Here is a 16220-nt window from a genome sequence, read left to right on the forward strand (position 1 = left end):
AAAATGCAGATTCTGTAACCGGAACAAAGAATTCTTCAAGGTGGCGATAATATTCCATTATGGAAAGCTAAATATGGCTTTCTGAGCCTTATTACCATGACTAAGGAATACCCTATTATCAACAGTATAAAAATGTAGTTTGCAGGATGAGCGGGCTCTTTACCGTCCGCATTCGCAGGGAAATTGAAATCTATGTCACTCTGCCAGATCCAAAAATAAGGTTAAGGCCGCATTCCTTTGCGGCGTCTTATTCCTCTGTTCAGACCTTATCCATCATATAACGATGCGCTTTCGATGCTGCCTGGCGGCTTTAAAAATATAGCGCTTATCGTTTTTCAGTGCTTTCAGCCAAGAAGCAATATAACTTTCGTGCTGAACCTATCCGACAATCCCCAGATCCGCCATCAGGAACACGCTTCCCAGCTCGGCGATCAACTCTTCAAATGCATAATTTTCACTGCTAAATCTTCCTTTCATTTCGCGGTTCAGGCGACTTTTGCCATCGCTCCAGTGAACAATCTCATGCAGATCCGTGGCATAAAAGCTAGCGGCATCGGAAAAAAACGACGTTCAGGTAACAAAACCTCATCTGTTGATGGCATGAAAAAGGCGTTTTGTCCTTTCTCAATGATGTTAGCACCGCTGTTACAGAACAGATTTTCAGCCTGTGGCAACGCGTCAAACGTCGCTTGTGGGGCAACGGTATCTGCCGTCAGTGAGAGGCCATCAATTTGTTCGACATTAAACACGACAAAGGTTTTCAGCATCGGGATATGGTCAATTTCTCCGGTGTCGTTTTCCTTCTCCAGGATGGTATAAAAAATGGCGGTCATGCCGTGCTAGTCCTTACGAACTTGCGCACCTTCTGCCCTAGCCTGTTTGTATGTCATCCAGCAGGAATCACTGAATCCTCATTCTGATTCACTGCACCCGCTGTAGGCTGTGCCAGTAGCGTAGTTGGAAGGCATGCCGGACATACCCGGTACGCGCTGCCACGGACACACTCAGGGTTTAACGCCTACTTCCAGTGTGGTAATGATGAGGTCGGTAACGATCTGATAAATATCGGTTCTGGTTTTGGAAAATTTCGTTTTTGAGGAGCCTGACGGGTCCAGCGGGGATACGCTGGTCGCCGTTGCGGTGTTAGAGGCACTTGTCTGAGTATGCAAGGAAGTGATCATAGTTTTTTCTCCATCAGTAATGTGATTTTCATCTTCGTATCGCCTGACAGTTCGCTTTCTCGGCATCGTTCTGGCCCACAAGGGTGCAGCATGCGTGCACTTCACCCTTACGGGACCGGTTGTGCCGTGAAATGATTAACCGGAAGCTGATACGGGAACAAAAAGCACACAGGAGGAAAAATCGGTCCCTGCATAGCCGAACTTAGCGCCCTTTACTCCGTATTGGTGAAAAGTAGATTTGTGGTAATGAATTGGGGATTGGTACTGATAGAAACATCTTGTTGGCACCGAGATCTCAAAAAATGTCTAGAATTAAAACAGGTGTGCTTACCTTAATGTGATAGAGCCCTAAAACATGCATCTTCAAGTTAATTGTGCATGATTATAAAAAAAAGAGGCACCCATAGAGTACCTCACTTACTTTATATCTTATTAAATCAGAATATATTAAAAATCAATTTTGACATTTATCCCATAATTTCGACCCGGTAATGGGACTAAATATTTCAATTGAGAAGATGCAGGTCTTGCTTCAGTATCGGTGAGATTATTAATAATAAAATCAACCGAAACATCTACCTTATCAAGGTGGTATTTTTTGCCAATCCCCGCATCAACTAACGTATAGGAAGGAAAGGCCATATCTCCACCATACATTAACCCACCGCTTTCTTTTTGTTTTTTATAGTAAGTTGCACTACTAAATGCAGTTAATTCATCATGTTGGTAATAAATACTGATACCATGCTTTTCATTAGGTAAATTTGGCAAATAGTGACCTGCAATAAACAGTTTTCTTTTGCTTTTATTTTCGACAAAATCACCAAATAGTGTAAATGTTAGATTGTGATCATGAGGCATTTCATATAAATATTTAAATTCATATTCTAATCCTTTTGTTTCAAGATCGGTGTCATCCCATTCCATAACAGGACCAGCACCACGACTGATACCCGTTAATCGTCTAAATTTAAAACCACTGTAGTCTGTTTTATACAAATTAAGTTTATTAGAGAAATTGCCAATCTCAATAACAGATGATAATTCAATACTTTTGCTTTTTTCGGTATTAAATTCACTGTTTCCTTGTTCTTCAATTAAATAAGCATAATGAGGGCCATGTGTATAAAGTTCATTAATTTCTGGTGCTCGATAAGAAATATTTTGTTGTAGTTTTAATGTCCATTCATCAATTGGTGTAAAAGATAGAGCGAGTGTATTTGCACTTGTATCAAAATGACGGTTTTGTAAATTAGAACCTTGCCCTCTACCACGATTATAATTCGCTGGAATATTGAGATTATGTTGAGTGTAACCTTTACGATATCCAGCAGTGAGCTCAAAAGGAGATAAATTTAGCGATTCAACCCAATATATTCCGTACTCTTTGGTTAATACACTGGGTAAATAAGCATCATAACCAGACGTTTTCAGATCACGATAATTACCGTTGATCCCAAACGCACCATTAAGTCGATTAAATAGCGGAGTATGTGCAGTTTCTAAAGCTAACTGATGGCTTTTTGTATTAAATACCGATGAAGCAATTTGGCCGACTAACTCTTCATCTTTAGATTCAGAATAAGAATAATAAAAAGCACTGTCTCTTAAAAATGGTGCTAAATGATCATGTTTTCCTTGTATATCTATTCTTCGATTACTATTTGAAACCGAAACAGGTTTATACCTTTCTCGAGTTGTTTTAGTTGTGAGATAAGCATAGCCTGGCACTCCATACGATGTTTGAAAATCAGTGACAGAAAAACCTAAGTAACCGTCATCTCCGATATAAGAGAGTGATGCGTTACCACTTTGGCTTTTTAAAAAGCTATTGGGAATTTCGTTATTATTATTTTCAACATAATGCTTTGGAGGTGTGACATGTTCAATAGATGTGGGGCTACCAGGTTTATATCGTAAGTTAGGTTCATTATCTACATAACCAATACCTGAAAAATAGTCCTTATCTTTAAAGGTATATTTATCATCCTCGCTTAACTCATATTCAACCTGATATTTTTTCCAAAACTCACTAATGTAAGGATACGCTTCAGGGTTACGGCTAGTAAACACTTTCATATCCACTTGGCATTGATCACGTAATGCAGAGTGGTCTTTTAGCTGTTGATAGCTATAGCAAGCACCAACTTTAGAGCGTGTTGGAATTTTATATTTTGAGACTCGTTTAGTAGCACCGGAAAGATTAAAAATCCAGTTTTCTTTATTACTGAATTTAATATTTACTGATCCACCGTTACCATTATTAGTGCTACCATTAAATGTCACGGCACCTGAAATTGCTTTTTCAGGAAACTGTGTCATTATTCGATCATCCCACAAATGAATTGCACCACCACTGCTGCTACCACCATAAAGTAGTGCTTCGGAGCTTTTACTAATTGATATTTCGTTAATTCTATTCATATCAACAGGAATAGGCATATTCCCACTAATAAATGAAACATCATTAATCGGAAGATTATTAACTAAAATCCCGACTCTATTGCCAGAGAGACTTCGAATAACAGGCCTTGCCGCATTTGGGCCAAAACCTTCCGCTTGTACACCAGCAACTTTTGAAACGGTATTACCAATCGTATTTGTTTTTATTTGTTCAAGTTGTTTTCCTTTTATCTCTTCTCGATTATTGAGTAATAAAGAGGAGAATGTCTCTTTGTTTTTTATTGATGTTGCTTTAACAGTAATAACATCGTTTGATGTTTCTTTTTCTTGGCTTTTATCTTGATTATTCTCTTTTCCATATAAAGGAGACGACAAAAGTATAAGTAAAATAATAGAGAGTTTACTTTTTTTCATGATATTCATATTAGAATGTAAGAGTAGCGCCTAAGATAATATTACGACCAGGTAAATACATTTCATCTTTAATATAAGAGGTGCTGTCTTTCCCTTTTACATCAAAGATATTATTAATCTTGGCGTATAAGGTATAATCTGTGTTATCTAAATAACCAATATATTCACTACCTAAACTAACTGTGTTATAAGCCTCTGTGGATGTTTCATAGTCTGCTGTTTTATTCTGTTTTCCAAAATGATCAATGCGAATTTGTCCAATTACGTTTTCTGTAAAACTATGTTTAATATAAGTACTTAAACGATAAGCCGGTATTCTTGGTATATTTCCCTTATTGTGTAGTAAATTTGCTCTAACATAATCACCAGAAATACCAATTAAGCTATCTTGGTTATAGTAATAATCAATATTTCCTTCTATACCTTTAAACTGTGCATCATTTTGAACATATTGTAATGAACGATAGCCATTATTTAATTCAGTCCCCGTAAATTGACCGTAAATATAATTATTAATACGGTTATAATAGGCACTCATATTGAATTGAATATCACCTGTTACTTTAGTTATTCCAATATCAATATTATTTGCAGCCTCTGCGGTTAAATTAGGATCGCCTTTTTCAATAGTTCGACTTGCAGCATGAACACCATTCGCGTAAAGCTCTTCTGCAACAGGTAATCTTTTCGTGTGTGAAAGTGATAAATTTAAAAAATAGTCTTGTGTAAAATTCCATGCTAATCCAGCAGAAATAGAAGATGCACTCTGCTTATTATTTTTTTGAGTTTCTCTATTTAACAGTGATTGCCACTCTTGGCGAAATCCTAATTCATAGCGAAAATCACCTAATTGGTATTCTTCTAATAAAAAGAGTGAGTGATTTTTTGTTTTTGTTGACGGTACATAAGCTTCTTCTCCTTGAGCACTAAAATCACGCTGGTTAAATTGCCCGCCAATAACACCATGCCAACCCCAAATAGGTTGATGTGTAAATGTCAGTCTTAATTCATCGCCTTTGTTTTTAAATGAGGTACTGACTTCATTTCCTTCTTTTTCATCATGATGATAATCGGTTCTGACCGCACTGAAACGTATTGATTCAATACCAGTAAATGGATTGTTTTTTTCACCACGAAGATCCCATCGTTTGCTATCCATAACAATATAAGGAATACCATGTTGATGTTGTTCATCAGGGTATTCATGATTGTGATTATGATGATGATGGCCGATTAAAGGAGGGCGAATTGGGGCGTGATGATGGTGATCATCTTCATGATCATGAAAATGCGTATGACCAGGCAGCCCATATCGACGATGTTGTTCACCATAACCAATCCCTATATAACCGTCATCAAAAAGCCAGGATACACCAATATTTGCCGATTGGTTATCTTGATAAGATCCTGCTAAACGGCTAGTTTCTCCTTGATGTAAAGGTTCTGGTTGTTTGTAATCACTTTGATAACGTTTAGTACCCTCAAGGCGAAGCGCCAAATTATTTTCTCCTAACGTTAATCCTACTGATCCTGTATTTCCTTTAGAAACAGAATCGTATTGATAATGCAATTCACCCTCATAGCCTTTTTCAGGCACTGACATAGGAATCTTGCTATCAATAACATTAATTGCACCGCCTATTGTGCCTCCTCCATAAAGTAATGTTGAAGGGCCTTTTAATACTTCAATGCGTTGACTTAAAAAGGGTTCACTGGTGATTGTATGATCTGCACCAATAGAGGATACGTCCATAAGATCACTACCACTGTGTAATACCTTGACTCGATTGCCTGACATTCCTCGAATAACTGGATGAACTGAGCCTCCACCAAAAAAGCTGGCATGAAAACCTGGTAAGGATGTTAAGGTTTCAGCAATCGAGGCACTACGATTAGCGCGTAGATCTTCTTGTGTCAGAACAGAAACGGGGATCGCCATTTTCTCTTGCGGAGTATGCAAAGGTGTTGAATAGACCTCTAATACCTCATTGTTCCGATTTTCAGTTGATTTTATTGCAGGGCTTGCATTTGCAAATAAGGAATAACTCATTGAAATAAAAAATGTTGTATAATTAAAAATAGATTTTTTCATACTATCCGCCATTTTTTGTTATGTTATAACATATCACATTGTATGTATATATAATTATCATTAGCAAGTGATTATTTAAAAAATAATAAAAATTTGGGCTGTCCTAGATAAGGTTTAAGTTTTAACTATCTGTTTTAGAATACTTAATTGCTTCTTTGCAGCTTGGCGTATTAAACGGGTTATTGTTAAATCTGGTGTATGGCACCATCAGACAATGCTCCGATCTGATGCTTCATCCTCTGCATACTGGGGTTGACGGTGTAAGTATCCCGCATAATTAATTTGCCAACGAAGGAGATCGCTATGCGTAAAGCCTGTTTTACTGAGCATCAGATCATCGCCGTAATTAAGTCGGTTGAAACCGGGCGGACTGTTAAAGTTGATGACTTTAACCGTGAGACATTGTCGATTAAAATCATTCTGAATCTGCCAGATCTGCGAATGATCCGTGTACTCGACAGGATCGCGGCAAACTGCGGCTACCCGATCATGCTGCACATGAATAATGGTCCAGAATTTATCTCACTGATACTGGCTGAATGGGCAGAAAAACATGCAGTAAAACGGGATCTTATCCAGCCAGGTAAGCCGACGCAGGACACTTTCATTGAATACTTTAACCGGACATACCGTACATACGCGATTTTTATATATTCATGATCAGACGTGAGATAAATAACGAATTGGAGTGGGTTTAAACAGGTTATAACGAATAGGTTACTGTAATTAATTTTCAGTATATGTAAGAGAATTTCGAGTCCGTTTACCATGCTGTGTAAACGCCTTTTTCAAAAGTGACCATCCTAGCGGTCGCGGTCACCGAACTCGACAATAAAGCGACTCTATTACTATACGCCAGTTCCTCAGCGGCATTGTCCATTTTTGCGAGGCAATCCGTCAGACAGTGCGGGGTTAGGATTGAAGCCACAGAGCACCGTTATCACTGGATACAATGGTACGTTGGCTCAATCTCAGGCTACGTGGGTATTGTACTATGGACGCTTTTGTCAATCAGTAATGGATTATATAGCCAGACATATCGATCTGTACCTTGCTAAATGGGTTACCCGTAAATACAAGAGGGGACACGGTAGTCTGGTTCAAGCGTATGAATGATTAGACAGGATCCGGAATGTTAAACTCAGTTTGTTTGCACACTGGACTATTTGTACGCGATGTTACCAGTCAACTACAAGAGCCAGATGACGGGATACTGCCACGTCCGGCTCCGTGGGAGTGGAGGGGGAAAGTTCCCCTCCACGACGCGATAACCTCATATAATACTAGAAAATAAAAATCAGATAAATGATAGTGTTCACTACTTTTTAGTGATACACCTTGCAGAATGTACCATTGCAACAAATCCTGCTGCTATCATCATAGTATCTTTCAGAACTAACCTTCCCGCACCGGAAAGATAAGGAAACTCAGTATGAGCATCTGCTCCATGTACCCAGGTTTCAGGTGTAAACACCAAAAATGTTAATGTGACAAATGGCGTAAGAAACACTAAGGCAGAGCCCTTTCCATTTATTATTAAGATAAACATCAGCATAGTACTTTCCTGCTGGAGTTGGATTTCCTTGATTGAAACGATGAATATCTAACGTCGTCTTCCCTTGAGTATGCTGTAAAAAACTGGGATCAAATTCAGCATATTCCATAGCCACTGTGTCCATGGAAAAAACTCCCAGTGAAATAAATATGGCAGGCAGGAATGAATGATGTTCAGTTTAAGTGCAATATTTCATAAATATTATCCTTATTTCAGAGCTGACTCACTTAATTCATGCCCACCATAATCGTTAACAACTGTCCACTTCACTTTTCCATATCCCGACATATTTCCATGTATAGGAAGGCGTATTGAAGAATAAGGAGCAACCATATCTACTGGATTAATTGATTGTGAGTAGTTGCTCTGAATCAAAGTAATATGATTATAAGTAATAAAATAAGGACTTTGATTATCTGCACAAAGAAAGGCCTTTGCTCCTTGTTTTTCAATATGCCATATAACAGAATTATAGGCCTCACTGAGAGAACGTGTGAGTTTTTCTGGACGATAGAATAGCTTTATGCGACTATGGATCGGGAGTTGAAGATAATTTGAGTTTACATTTAAATTATTTTTATTTTCAAATTTAGGTTTAGCTGAAATATCCAGTATATTTAGCCAAAAAATTGATTCACGATCATTAGGCAGTGCTTCACCCGTATACATAATTCGTAATGTTTGCCCTGTGTGAGGTTCTATACGAAATATAAGCGGAGTAATAATAAAGGGAACATTGACTGAGTCTGGAGCAACACTGGCATCACCAGTATCAATCCAGGACTGAATTAAAGATGGAGTAGATTCATCATTATTAATTTTAATATTAATACCTTCCTAGTTTTCAGGATAAATAACTCAGGTACCCAACATTAGCATAACTTGACACAGAAAATAAGCCGGCCATCATGAAAAAGAAAAGTTTTTTCATGGAAACTCCGAACAAAGCAGTGCAGATGAGCTGCCTTGTAAATAATGATAATAAAAACGCACGATTATTATTTATTACTCATAGGCAATAGTGTAATTAACACTAGAAATGACATCCCCTACAATTGCTTTTCCTGTAGCATAATATTGGGCCATATAGCGTAGTGTCGCTTCATCGTCACTATTAATAGCTTCTGAATGGACATCCTGTCCGACAAAGTCTTTCCCTAATTGAATAGCAGTAGTACCATCGTTATTTAATAACTGAATTTGAACATTTTGTGCTCCGTCAGAGCTTGCATTTTTTAGTTTGTTCGTATTAAAGTCAGTATTAGCTCCGGGTTCAAAAAAAGCTTTCACATTACTAGATCCATTTTGTCCAGTAGTGCATCCAGTAAGACTAATTGTACCGTCATATGCCATTGCTGAGTTAAAAATAGCAACAGACAGTACCGTACTTAAAGCAATATTATTTTTAAATTTCATTATTTGGTTACTAACATAAAAATCAATCTATAAACTTCATTGAGGGTATTTATATCCTTAATTTATATATTAAAACTATAAAAAACAGGTGCTACTCTATTAAAATTATTAAATATAAACGCCATTATTTAATAAAAAATTAATAACATTCACCAACATGAAAAATACGGAAGCTTTATTTGAAATTACAAACTTATTATTTATTAAAATGTAACCTCATGTAATTAAAATATAATTAATGGATATAATTTTCTTTCTAAAAATAAATTATGTTAATATGTTATTATTGATCGATAATGTATTTTTTTGATAGATTAAAACCATCAATATAAACATAACAATCGTTTTTAACGATCATTTTTAACAATTTATACTGATTGTAAAACTCATTTATATTGATATAGAAGGGAATAGGTAATACAGAATATATTTCAAAGTATATTTTATTAATCTTAATGACTATATAAGCAAATTTAAAAAACTTTAAAATAATTATTTAGAAAATAAATATATATTAATGCAACCATTAATGATAATAATTTATAATCTTTAATTATAGGAAAGGCACCATAAATACATTGTATTAATATTTATAACATAGACTTGGCGACTATATTAATCACCTATTCTTTTGTTAAAAAGAAAACAACAAATAACAAAAAATAAATATATGAATTAAAGAAAAATCATTCTTTAAATGATATACCTTGATCTGCATCACAGTATAATTCGGATATTTAATTACATATAACTTATAGTTGTTATATATACCTTAACAATTAATGAATGCAAAAATAGAAAATAATAACCGATTTTGACCACATATAAAACTTATTACACATATAATGATGCTTTCACATTTCTCATGTTTTAGTTTTAATCTTTTCAGCGCTCAAAGATAATCTCTCTATTGGCTTCTATCACGTGGTTTGCATATTTTCATCAAATGGATAGTCAATCTCTTTATCATTATATATCACATTTAATGTGGTTATAACGAGCTCTTATTGAACATTCATATCCTTGGTTTTTATGCACAGTAATGTGCAGCTAAACAGCTTTTATTCCTAGTCATTTTGCTAAAAAAAAGATTACTAAAATTATAAAAGCCACCAACCTATAACATTATTTTATATCCGTGATGACATAAATATAAATAAATGAAATATTTTCACTTAATATTTCAGCAAGATTTTTTACCAAAAAGGAATTAAAAATGAAAAATTATAAAGTCGCAGTCAGCTATGATATGTCTGACTCTATTTCAACTCATCGTAAATATGTTAATATTCTACATACTGACTTCTCTTATATTGCCGCAATTATTATTTCACTTGATAATATTCAAGATGGAAGGCTCGATTTTATTGAACAAAATAGCTTTGGACAGCCTGTATTCGCTATTATTAATAAAGATAAAGTTATTCCGACTAATATTATTAATCGATTAACAGGTGTAATTGATTTAAATAAAAAGAATACAGACCGGATTCAGCCGGCTGTTCCCAGACTGACCGATAATATCTGACCATAAAGCCGTTTCTAGGCTGCATCCACTTCCCGCTGAAACGCCAGCTCTTTTTCTGCCCAGGCAAATTCCTGCTGTACCCACTTTTCAGCCAGCCGACAGCGCTCCTCATCTGACCGGGCCTCAATGCCCAGTGTCGTCAGAGGATCCAGGCCGAGAGACTGAATACCGCGCCACCCTTTCATCAGCGCTTCAAAACGGGCATACTCCTCCGCACTCAGTCCCCATTCCTGCGCCTCATACTGCAATGACTGAGTCTGACTCTTAGCCGATTTCCCCGCCTCAATCTGCCAATCTGCCCCCCGGAAACAGACTGTGTGGCTGTCAGCGGCGCTGTCATCAGACACCCGCTCAGTAAAACCACAAATCTTATGTTTTTCATCACGGCATCTCTTTTATGGTAGGCGCAACGTCACCGTACGCCCCTGATAACGTCCGCCCACCGGCAGTAACTGTACCAGCCCCAGCTGATGGATAAAGGTCCGGAAGTACCGGCTGGGCATGACCGGTGTTGACCAGAATCGCGGTATCTATCAGCCACCGGTTCAGCAGGCCGGGAGGGTTTATCTGCACAGCCCCCCAACAGCAGTGAGGTCAGGGCAAGACATATCGGGAGAATTTTCATACGCATTTTCTGTCCTGTGTTAATAAAATAAAGTCACAGGCACACTGTGCGCAGAAAAGCAAGTGCTCTCAATGAGAAATTAGTTTTCCGAAAAAAAAAGAAAACGGCGGGCATAAAAAATGCCGGCAGTCATGCCGGCATTTGAGAGTAAAAACAGAAAAGATTAATGTTTTAATGACTCAATCTTTTCCCGGGTCAGTCCGGTACATTGCATAATAATGTTCAGATCAACCCCCTGTTGTAATAATGAGCGGGCGACTTTTTCAACACCCAGGCCAATACCTTTTTCGATACCTTTTTCGATACCTTTTTCGATACCTTTTTCGATACCTTTTTCGATACCTTTTTGCTCAAGTTGTTCTGCAATCGTTGTCAGCATCGTTTTATACTCCGGTGACAGTGCAATCAATTGGCTGAAAAAGCGGGATTCATCCAGAATATACCCCTGATAGGCAATATATTCTATCACACTCCTCACCTGGTCAACCGTATTGTGTTGCGAGTTAATTATCTGCGCGATTATCGGCAATACCGCCATTAAACCGTCGCGGGTCCGAATATGTTTCTGAACCAGCTCCAGCAGGGCAATACCCTTGTGTGTCAGGATTTCCTCATCACTGAGCACACTCAAATCCACTAACGGAAACGACCGGGTATACAGCTGCTGAGCCAGCGCCGGATCGGCGAACCCGTCCAGCCAGTTCATGCTGTACGGATAAGGACAAACACTGCCCTGATAAAACAGAAACGGCACCACCAACGGCAGGGTCTTATCCGCCGGCGATTTTTTCAGATGATGCGCTATCGCTGACATCGCATAATGCATCAGACGAAAACCCATTAACCGATCCGGTTTTGACTGGTGCTCGATCAGGCAGTAGATATACCCTTCCCCTTCCGTCATCTGCACGGAATACAGCACATCCGAATGCAGCTGACGTAAACGGCGCTCCACAAAACTGGCCGGCTCCAGGCGCAGTGTACTTAAATCGCACAAAGGCAGGATGTTGGCCGGCAAATGCACCGAGAAAAAATCCCGGGCATTCTCAGGATGCGTTAAAAACTGCTTGAATAACGCATCATGTACCGGTTGTTGTGTATTTTTAGTCACAGCAAACTCCTTATTAATGACTAAAAAGAATCAGCCACATACTCTCTGGATACCGGCTGTTCAGTCTCTGGTGGTGTTGACTGGTGTTTCTCGGCTTTATATACCACTTCTTTACCGATTTTAATCCAGTCAATATTCAGCAGCCTGGCTTTCAGGCTGACCCGCTGTTCTCCGGCATGCTCACCTTTTGTCAGGGTGAAAATATCGGAAGCCAGGTTACTTAATGTAAACCCGGTTAGGACTTTTTTGTCCTCATCCACCGCTTTGATACACCGTCTGACCAGTGAGACCGTATTCTCCCCGACAACGGTCGTATCAAAACGAACATACACAGGGTTATCAGCCGGTCCACTGAGTGCATTAATCACTGCGGTTAAAAACTGCCCTTTAGGGCCGTTAACCTGACGGATATTCGATAAATACCCAATCCCGTTCACATGCAGATTAAAGTATTTATTTTCAGATGTTGTATTATTTTTGCTGGTCATGATGTTTCTCCATCGGATAAAAAAGGTAAAAAAATGAGAAACATCGTCTCGGCAGGAACGTGTTTCCCACCGGGGTCAGTAACAGGAACGCTCCCGAACTGACGACTTGCGTTGTATAAGATGATCCTGATGATAACGCTATTCTGTTATCACCCTCCGTCAATTTCAAGGACGAACGGAGTTCTGTCATCGCCCGTAGGCTCCCGTCTCAGATGACCCGAGGATTGGCAGTGGCAATCACCCGTAGGCGTTCCTCTCAGATTGCCGGAACATTGGCATCGTTGTCACCCGTAGGCGCTTCTCTCAGACAACTGAAGCATTGGCAATGTTGCATTAAGCAACGGTATAAGCAGAATAAGGATTAATCTGCTTTTTTTATTTGTCAAGTAAAAAAGCAGTTCAGAGAGAAAAGGATAAACACAGAAGAATAAAATGGATAACAGAAACAAACTGAAAGTCTGGTTACAGCAACATCATCTGACACAAAAAGACCTGGCTCAACTCATTCAGCAGACAACAGGCAGGCCCTGTTCTGTCAGGGCGGTAAAATCCTGGTTATGCCCACCGGAAAAAAACAGCGCCCGGCCCTGCCCGGACTGGGTGATTCAGGTACTCAGTCACATGGATGAATAACTTTTTTGTCAAATAAAAAAGGCGTTACGGTTAATAACGCCTGACAGTGCCGCCCACTCTGTGATGTTAAAAAGAACCTCAGGAGTTCAACCAGCTCCGGCGCGGTTTTCATGAGGTTGATGCGCCTTAAAGTCTGTCCTGCTGACAGACAGACTTTCTCATTGTCGCCACCGCAGTTGTTCCGCTACGGCTTTGCCGCAATGACGGGGGGCTTTTCCCTAGCGTCAGCTATGCTAACGGTAATTATCACTCAGGTAAAGAGTCCTGTTATGCTCTTCTTCACGGCCTTCTTTCTTTTATTCATCCCCCGGGTAACCCCCTGCATTTTTTCCGGTAATGGTACACTCCCTTTACAATCCGGATAACGCTGACAACTCCAGAAACGGCCTTTACTGCTCTCCCGTAAGACCATCTTTCCATGACACGACGGGCAGGATGGCATCGGTGGCAGATCCAGCGCCAGCGGCATTTCCCCGCCTTTTTTAATGAGATGTGCCAACCAGCTGATTTGCTTTTGCATAAACACATCCAGAGACAGATTTCCCTGTGCAACCTGCTCGAGTGATTGTTCCCATAACGCCGTCATTCCCGGATCTGTACAGGCTGCCGGCAGGGCATCAATCAGCTGACAACCGGTGTCTGTCGCCCGGAGTGTTTTTTTCTGCCTGACAATCAATTTCCTGTTTTCCAGCGTGGTGATGATCCCTGCCCGGGTTGCCTCTGTCCCCAGCCCCGCATTCTCTTTCAGGACTTTTTTTAATGTCGGATCGGTAATAAAGGAGGACGCATTCTTCATGGCCGCAATCAATGTACCATCCGTATACGGTTTCGGTGGTGAGGTCGCCAGTTGTACAACCTTTGCCTCCTGTACCACACAGAATTCACCTTCGTGAAGGGACGGCAATGTTTCTGTTCCGGCTTCCAGCCCGGTTTCTGCCTCTTCTTTTACTGGCGGATCGTCTTCATGTTTCACAAATAATACAGACCAGCCCTTCACTCTTTCGACTTTCCCTTTGGCAACAAATTGTTGTCCGCCTATATCTAAAAACACCTCTGTTGCATCCCATTCCTGATCCGGCAAAAACTGCGCCAGATAATGGGCACGGATAAGTTTATAGACATTCAGTTCAGCCTCATTCATGGCGTTCAAATCAGGTGTCTGCCGGGTCGGTATAATCGCATGGTGAGCCGTAATTTTTGCATCATTCCAGACCCGGGAAATTCGCGCCGGCTGCAATTGTGCCAGCACATTCTGTAAGGCCGGATCGCTTTGTGATAATGCATCTAAAACAACCGGTATGTCGGCACGCATGGACACCGGCAGATACCCGCAGTCCGTCCGGGGATACGTGGTGGCCTTATGTTTTTCATACAGACTTTGTGCGATTTCAAGCACTTTATCCGCAGAATACCCCCAACGCCTTGAGGCCGCCTGCTGAAGTGTCCCGAGATCAAACGGCAACGGCGGCAAGGCTTTTCCTTTCGTTTCATTCACTGTACACACCGTCGCTTTCCCTGCCTGCCGGCACAGTTGCTCTACGGCCTGAGCGGCCTGAACGTGAATACAACGATGTTCATCATCACAATACTGCGAGGCAGGTCGCCAGTGAGCCTGAAAAATGATCCCCTGATGCTGCAACGAGGCGGTCACCCGCCAGAAGGGTTTGGAAACAAAGTGCGTAATTTCTCTTTCCCGCCGGACAATCAGGGCCAGTGTCGGCGTCTGGACACGTCCGACCGACAATATCCCACCAAACCCCAGTTCCCGGGCTTTGAGGGTAAACAGACGCGTCATGTTCATACCGATAAGCCAGTCTGCTCTGGCCCGCCCTAATCCCGCTGAATATAAAGAGGCCGTTTTCTCGCCGGGTAACAGGTTATTTAATGCCTGCCTGATACTCGCCTCATCCAGTGCAGACAACCATAAACGTTGTACCTTTTTCCGGTAATGACAGGCCTCCAGTAATTCACGGGCAATCACTTCCCCTTCCCTGTCCGCATCCGTGGCAATCACCACTTCCGTCGCCTGACTGAGCAACTGTTTTATGGTCTGAAACAACGAAACCGCGTCTTTTTTAACCACCATTTTCCACTGTTCAGGAATAACGGGTAAGGCACTCTGCCGCCAGGGGGCCGCAAACTGTGCGCCATAAGCCTCCGGTTCAGCCTGCTCCAGCAGATGACCTCTTGCCCAGGCGACCTGAACGCCATTTCCCTGAAAAAAATTATCCCGCCGCTGATGAGCGCCGATCACCCGGGCAATATCTTTGGCCTGAGACGGCTTTTCGCACAGAAATAATTTCATTACCCTGTTCTACCTCCTTTTTCCGGCTGCAACGTCATTCGCGGTTTTAAATATTTCCTGAACAAACTCCGGAGTCAGGGTATCACTGTACGAAGCGCTGTAAGTGATATACATGTGTGTTCCCGAACCATTTTTTTCCAGTTCGATGACGATATGTGCCGGCGGGTTACGTTTTCCCATATCCGCCCCCATTTTATAATAACTTCCCGGCGTCACTTCCCATTCCCAGCCCCGGCTTTCTTCTGCAATAGCCGTGGCGGCCCATTGATCACTTTCTTTACCTGACTGACACAGAGCACGGATTTTGGCATTCACATCCTCAAAACCATAATAACGGCGCAGACGGGCTGCGGCTGTATCAATATCAACAGGGATAACCACGTCATACTCCCGTTGTTCCCGTTTCTGCATACCACCATTCATGGTATGACTGACCTGATGCCCCAGGTCACTGATTTTCTGATTCCAT

13 protein-coding genes and 3 pseudogenes are annotated in these 16220 nt (G+C 40.5%); 4 read left to right on the plus strand and 12 right to left on the minus strand.

Features of this window, described 5'->3' with window-relative positions:
• Positions 1-259: 259 nt before the first annotated feature.
• The 3 genes and pseudogenes from P3L40_RS19070 to P3L40_RS19080 form a co-directional block, all read right to left on the minus strand.
• Positions 260-1181, minus strand: a pseudogene (locus tag P3L40_RS19070) (ArdC family protein).
• 447 nt (positions 1182-1628) lie between these two features.
• Complete coding sequence (locus P3L40_RS19075) at positions 1629-3998, minus strand: TonB-dependent receptor plug domain-containing protein (RefSeq protein WP_004239729.1); 2370 nt, start codon at positions 3996-3998, stop codon at positions 1629-1631.
• A gap of 10 nt (positions 3999-4008) precedes the next feature.
• Positions 4009-6090, minus strand: a complete 2082-nt coding sequence (locus P3L40_RS19080) for a TonB-dependent receptor (protein WP_001351060.1) — start codon at positions 6088-6090, stop codon at positions 4009-4011.
• Positions 6091-6468: 378 nt separating this feature from the next.
• On the opposite strand from P3L40_RS19080, the pseudogene P3L40_RS19085 reads away from it, so the two are divergent.
• Positions 6469-6744: pseudogene (locus P3L40_RS19085) on the plus strand (DDE-type integrase/transposase/recombinase); the annotation flags it as partial.
• Between the two features lie 664 nt (positions 6745-7408).
• Here P3L40_RS19085 and P3L40_RS19090 read toward each other — a convergent pair.
• The 4 genes and pseudogenes from P3L40_RS19090 to P3L40_RS19105 all read right to left on the minus strand — a co-directional run.
• Positions 7409-7612, minus strand: a pseudogene (locus P3L40_RS19090) (DUF417 family protein); the annotation flags it as partial.
• Positions 7551-7769: a FimD/PapC N-terminal domain-containing protein gene (locus P3L40_RS19095; protein WP_071550302.1), complete on the minus strand. Its 219-nt coding sequence runs from the start codon at positions 7767-7769 to the stop codon at positions 7551-7553. The pseudogene P3L40_RS19090 and the gene P3L40_RS19095, both read right to left, overlap by 62 nt.
• Positions 7770-7852: 83 nt before the next feature.
• Complete coding sequence (locus tag P3L40_RS19100) at positions 7853-8476, minus strand: molecular chaperone (protein ID WP_081355108.1); 624 nt, start codon at positions 8474-8476, stop codon at positions 7853-7855.
• A gap of 174 nt (positions 8477-8650) precedes the next feature.
• Entirely contained in the window at positions 8651-9061 is a 411-nt protein-coding gene (locus P3L40_RS19105; protein ID WP_000669584.1) for a fimbrial protein, read from the minus strand.
• Positions 9062-9909: 848 nt separating this feature from the next.
• On the opposite strand from P3L40_RS19105, the gene P3L40_RS25165 reads away from it, so the two are divergent.
• Together P3L40_RS25165 and P3L40_RS19110 are read left to right on the plus strand one after the other, a co-directional pair.
• Positions 9910-9963, plus strand: coding sequence for a hypothetical protein (locus P3L40_RS25165; RefSeq protein WP_231316088.1), 54 nt, complete (start codon positions 9910-9912; stop codon positions 9961-9963).
• A gap of 314 nt (positions 9964-10277) precedes the next feature.
• Positions 10278-10589 (plus strand): Orn/Lys/Arg decarboxylase N-terminal domain-containing protein, encoded by a 312-nt coding sequence (locus P3L40_RS19110; protein WP_004239731.1) that lies wholly within the window; start codon positions 10278-10280, stop codon positions 10587-10589.
• A gap of 14 nt (positions 10590-10603) precedes the next feature.
• Here P3L40_RS19110 and P3L40_RS19115 read toward each other — a convergent pair whose 3' ends face one another.
• The 3 genes from P3L40_RS19115 to P3L40_RS19125 all read right to left on the minus strand — a co-directional run bounded on the left by P3L40_RS19115 (position 10604) and on the right by P3L40_RS19125 (position 12813).
• Positions 10604-10936, minus strand: coding sequence for an exported protein (locus tag P3L40_RS19115; RefSeq protein WP_004239732.1), 333 nt, complete (start codon positions 10934-10936; stop codon positions 10604-10606).
• A gap of 441 nt (positions 10937-11377) precedes the next feature.
• A complete protein-coding gene (locus P3L40_RS19120) occupies positions 11378-12325 on the minus strand; it encodes an Rpn family recombination-promoting nuclease/putative transposase (RefSeq protein WP_004239733.1) in 948 nt (315 codons plus the stop codon).
• 20 nt (positions 12326-12345) lie between these two features.
• On the minus strand, positions 12346-12813 hold the full coding sequence (locus P3L40_RS19125) for an STY4534 family ICE replication protein (protein WP_000202155.1): 468 nt from the start codon (positions 12811-12813) through the stop codon (positions 12346-12348).
• Between the two features lie 432 nt (positions 12814-13245).
• Between P3L40_RS19125 and P3L40_RS19130 the strand changes: the two genes are divergently transcribed.
• Complete coding sequence (locus P3L40_RS19130; protein ID WP_000370330.1) at positions 13246-13446, plus strand: hypothetical protein; 201 nt, start codon at positions 13246-13248, stop codon at positions 13444-13446.
• Positions 13447-13696: 250 nt separating this feature from the next.
• On the opposite strand, the gene P3L40_RS19135 is transcribed toward P3L40_RS19130, so the two are convergent.
• Positions 13697-15751 carry a DNA topoisomerase III gene (locus tag P3L40_RS19135; RefSeq protein WP_004239734.1) on the minus strand — a complete coding sequence of 685 codons (2055 nt, stop codon included), beginning with the start codon at positions 15749-15751 and terminating at the stop codon, positions 13697-13699.
• 9 nt (positions 15752-15760) lie between these two features.
• Positions 15761-16162: a hypothetical protein gene (locus tag P3L40_RS19140; RefSeq protein WP_239637694.1), complete on the minus strand. Its 402-nt coding sequence runs from the start codon at positions 16160-16162 to the stop codon at positions 15761-15763.
• Positions 16163-16220 lie beyond the last annotated feature (58 nt).

The sequence above is a fragment of the Providencia sp. PROV040 genome (assembly GCF_032706145.1).
Classification (GTDB): domain Bacteria; phylum Pseudomonadota; class Gammaproteobacteria; order Enterobacterales; family Enterobacteriaceae; genus Providencia; species Providencia hangzhouensis.